We start from the raw sequence: 4,421 nt of genomic DNA, 5'->3' as shown, positions 1-4,421 counted from the left end.
CTACAACTAAGACACTTAGTGTAACTGGCGGAACTACTTTTGAAGCGTTGACACAATCATACGAAGAACAGGCAATCGGATTAATTGACGGTCAAGTGGATCTTCTTCTCCTTGAAACGAGTCAGGATATGCTGAATGTAAAAGCTGGTTTTATCGGCATTCAAAATGCATTTGAGAAAACAGGCAAGAAGCTTCCCCTTATTATCTCGGGAACGATTGAACCAATGGGTACCACTTTGGCCGGCCAGTCAATTGAAGCTTTCTATATTTCATTAGAACACATGAAACCGTTAGCGGTTGGCCTTAACTGTGCCACTGGTCCTGAGTTTATGCAGGACCATATCCGCTCCCTATCAGGTCTTGCTTCATCAGCAGTTAGCTGTTATCCAAACGCTGGGCTGCCTGATGAAGAAGGACAATATCATGAAACACCTGAATCACTTGCTTTGAAATTAGGCGGATTTGCGTCTGAAGGCTGGCTGAATATTGTTGGCGGCTGCTGTGGAACAACTCCGGCCCATATTAAAGCAATTGCAGATGAAATGGCGAAATATCAGCCCCGAGGCTATGAAAAAAGCACAACCCATAAAGTATCCGGAATCGAACCTTTTATCTATGATGATCCTACCCTTCGACCTATTATGGTTGGCGAAAGGACGAATGTTATTGGGTCACGAAAGTTTAAGCGATTAATTAAGGAAGGAAAATTTGAAGAGGCTGCTGAGGTTGCCAGAGCACAAATTAAGGGCGGAGCTCACGTCATCGATGTTTGTCTTGCTGATCCAGACCGTGAAGAAATTGAAGATATGAAAAACTTCATGAAAGAATTGGTCAAGAAAGTTAAAGCTCCTCTAGTGATTGATTCAACTGATGACCTTGTTATAGAGAAGGCCCTTACCTACTCACAAGGGAAAGGCATAATAAATTCAATCAATCTTGAGGATGGCGAGGATAGATTTGCCGCAATCGCTCCGCTTGTTCATAAATATGGTTCCGCTGTAGTTGTTGGGACGATCGATGAAAAAGGCATGGGGGTTACAGCTGATAAGAAGCTGGAAATTGCCAAGCGTTCCTATGATTTACTAGTAGGCAAATATGGCATCCAGCCAGAGGATATCATTTTTGACCCTCTTGTCTTCCCTGTCGGTACAGGTGATGCACAATATATTGGAAGTGCAAAAGCAACTGTTGAGGGAATTCGATTAATTAAAGAAGCAATGCCAGAGGTCCAAACAATTCTTGGAATTAGTAACGTATCCTTTGGTCTCCCTCCTGTCGGCAGAGAAATATTGAATTCTGTATTTCTTTATCATTGCACACAGGCGGGACTCGACTATGCAATCGTTAATACAGAAAAGCTTGAGAGATTTGCCTCCATCCCTAAAGAGGAAGTTCAGTTAGCTGAGAAATTATTATTTGAAACAACTGATGAAACACTTGCTGCTTTTACAGAGTTTTACCGTGATAAGAAAAAAGAACAAAAAAGCATGATGCCTGATATGACATTAGAAGAACGTCTAGCCTATTATGTCGTGGAAGGAACAAAGGAAGGTCTTATTCCTGATCTAGAAGAAGCTCTTCGCACCTACCCTGCCCCACTTGAAATTATTAATGGGCCATTAATGGATGGGATGAAGGAAGTTGGCCGTCTATTTAATGATAACCAGCTTATCGTAGCGGAAGTTCTGCAAAGTGCGGAGGTCATGAAGGCATCTGTTTCTTTCCTTGAACCTCATATGGAAAAGGATGATACAAGTGCGAATAAAGGAAAAATAGTTTTAGCAACGGTTAAGGGAGATGTCCATGATATCGGAAAGAACTTAGTCGATATCATCCTAAGTAATAATGGATTTGAAGTCGTAGATCTTGGGATTAAGGTCCCTCCTTCCGAGCTTGTAGAAACAATCAAGAAGGAAAAGCCAGATATGGTTGGCTTATCAGGATTGCTTGTGAAATCTGCACAGCAGATGGTCCTTACTGCTCATGATTTAAAGCAGGCTGGCATTGATATTCCAATACTTGTTGGCGGGGCAGCTCTGTCCCGCAAATTCACAGATACGAAAATCGCGAAGGAATATGATGGCCTTGTTCTATATGCGAAGGATGCGATGAATGGCCTTTCCATCGCCAACCAGCTGCAAGATCCAGTTGAATTTGAAAAATTAAAAAGCGAACAAGCAGAAAAGCAAGAAGCAGCTCAAAACGCTGTTCCGTTTGACAGAAGTTCAATTGCTGTCGCTACAGCTGTGAAAGTAAGGCCAGCATTAAATACAAACGCACCTGTTTTTACACCACAGGATTTAAAAAGAAAAATATTAAATTCCATTACGATTTCACATATCGAGCCTTATATAAATAAGCAAATGTTAATTGGACATCATCTGGGCTTAAAGGGTAAATTAGAAAAACTTTTAGCAGAAAGTGATGAAAAGGCTGTAAAAATGAACGAAATGGTGAACGGATTAATTGATGATTCAAAAACAAATGGGTGGATTACGCCAGCTGCTGTCTATCAATTTTTCCCTGCACAATCAGATGGAGATAAGGTTCTCATTTACAATGAGGAACAAACTGAAATTATTGAAACCTTTGAATTCCCAAGACAAGAGGTTGAACCTTATTTATGCTTAGCTGACTTCTTAAAATCTAAAGAGAGCGGACAGATGGATTATGTCGCCTTCTTTACAGTTACGGCGGGCAGAGGGATTAGGCAAGTGGCCGATCAATTAAAGGAGCAAGGAAGGTTCCTTGAATGTCATGCCCTGCAATCACTCGCATTAGAATCAGCTGAAGGGTTCGCAGAACTTGTTCACAGACAAATTCGAGACCGCTGGGGTTTTCCTGACCCAGTTGATATGACAATGAAGGATCGCTTTGCCGCTAAATACCAAGGGCAAAGGTTCTCATTTGGATACCCAGCTTGTCCTAATTTAGAAGATCAGCAAAAGCTTTTCAAATTAATCAGCCCAGAGGACATTGGAGTAAATCTGACAGAAGGCTGTATGATGGAGCCCGAAGCATCAGTATCAGCCATTGTTTTTGCTCATCCAGAGGCTAGGTATTTTAATGTTGCAAAGGCATAACCCTTTTTCATAACTAAAAGCCAAAAACGTTGAAACTTTATTCAAACGTTTTTGGCTTTTTTATTACCTCTTCTCCATTATGTTGTTGATTTTTTTACACTTACATGAATAACCCTCTCGTTTTTTGGATCAAATTCAATATGAATAAACAATCCGAATTCCTTGCCGCCTTCTCGCAGCCAAAGCTTAAATTTTTCTATAGATGAATGATCCTTGTTCTCCCTGCCGATATGCAAATAATCGACAATATCTGCTTTTGGATATTTTTTCTTTGCTGTTTTTACGGCTAATTGTCCCCACTTTGCGTACGGTGGTGCATCTGGCTGAGCATAGAAGACCTGGCTTGAACATAGCATCAGAATCGTAACAATGAAGAACATTCTTCTCAACTCAATAGTCATAATGGTTCTTTCCTTTTATCTTCAATTGCTTCTCGGATCCGTTCTTCCTCCTCCTGAACGGAAATATAGGCGCTTTGTACGGCGAAATAATGATGTAGCAGATCTTTTTCATCCTGGCATTCCATACCTTCATCCTTTAACATTTCGCTTCCCTCCTTTTTGTAATGCTTTTCTATAGAATTTGACATTAAGGTCTTGCTTATTCAAGACACTGATGAACAAGACATACTTGAATATTATTTTCTTTTCATTGCAAGCTATTATTAGGAGGTGTTGGAATGAATCACGAAAAAGAGGTTCCAGATTTTACGGAAATGGATCATCAATTGAATGAAGCTGCATATACAACAGAAACGATTGTTACGAATTCAAATTTGGATTTAAACATTTCAACAGAAGAACAGAATACAGTAGAAGTAGTAAGCAATCATTTATAGAATAAAAAAGCATTGCCGTTTTATTTGGCAATGCTTTCGTGATTTAAATCACAATTACTCTTTTGTTTTATGATTATAATCATACATAATAAGAATAAATGAAAATTGAAAAAGGTGATGAATATGGATTACAAAATTAATACCCTTTTTACTCAAATAGGCGGAGCAGAAACTATTGAGAAGCTTGTCCAAGTATTTTATCCACGTGTATATGCTGATCCCGACCTAAGCCCATTGTTTGAAGGAGATATGGAAGAAATCATGAGAAAGCAGCGGATGTTTCTATCACAATTTACCGGAGGACCCGCCCTTTATAGTCAGGAATTCGGGCCACCTGCTATGCAGCACCGCCATCTCCCCTTCGAAGTCACGCCACTGCGCGCTAAGTGCTGGCTTCGCTGTATGAAGGAAGCTTTTGAGGAAATTGGGCTTAATGAAAATCCTGCAGGTGCGGCTTTTTATGATCGACTAACACAGGTAGCAGGGATTATGGTAAACAC

At 40.2% G+C, this 4,421-nt stretch carries 5 protein-coding genes; 3 read left to right on the top strand and 2 right to left on the bottom strand.

Features of this window, described 5'->3' with window-relative positions; translation table 11 throughout:
• On the top strand, nucleotides 1-3,083 hold a 3,083-nt coding region (gene metH / locus V7149_RS22070), incomplete at its 5' end, for a methionine synthase (protein WP_335347738.1).
• Nucleotides 3,084-3,160: 77 nt separating this feature from the next.
• Here the strand turns inward: metH and V7149_RS22065 are convergent.
• Entirely contained in the window at nucleotides 3,161-3,484 is a 324-nt protein-coding gene (locus V7149_RS22065; protein WP_335347737.1) for a YqzG/YhdC family protein, read from the bottom strand.
• Complete coding sequence (locus V7149_RS22060; RefSeq protein ID WP_335347736.1) at nucleotides 3,481-3,627, bottom strand: hypothetical protein; 147 nt, start codon at nucleotides 3,625-3,627, stop codon at nucleotides 3,481-3,483. Before V7149_RS22060 ends, V7149_RS22065 begins: the two co-directional genes overlap by 4 nt.
• Before the next feature lie 135 nt (nucleotides 3,628-3,762).
• Here V7149_RS22060 and V7149_RS22055 point away from each other — a divergent pair, with 135 nt between their 5' ends.
• A complete protein-coding gene (locus V7149_RS22055) occupies nucleotides 3,763-3,921 on the top strand; it encodes a hypothetical protein (protein ID WP_335347735.1) in 159 nt (52 codons plus the stop codon).
• A gap of 123 nt (nucleotides 3,922-4,044) precedes the next feature.
• Nucleotides 4,045-4,421: globin (locus V7149_RS22050; protein ID WP_335347734.1), on the top strand; the 377-nt coding region annotated here is incomplete at its 3' end.

The organism is Bacillus sp. JJ1503, assembly GCF_036965125.1.
GTDB lineage: Bacteria > Bacillota > Bacilli > Bacillales > Cytobacillaceae > Cytobacillus.
This window is presented reverse-complemented; position numbering and strand designations above follow the sequence as displayed.

Excerpts from the sequence above, each read along its gene's own strand:
- V7149_RS22065 (WP_335347737.1), bottom strand. The coding sequence starts at position 3,484 with ATGACTATTGAGTTGAGAAGAATGTTCTTCATTGTTACGATTCTGATG.
- V7149_RS22060 (WP_335347736.1), bottom strand. The coding sequence starts at position 3,627 with ATGTTAAAGGATGAAGGTATGGAATGCCAGGATGAAAAAGATCTGCTA.
- V7149_RS22055 (WP_335347735.1), top strand. The coding sequence starts at position 3,763 with ATGAATCACGAAAAAGAGGTTCCAGATTTTACGGAAATGGATCATCAA.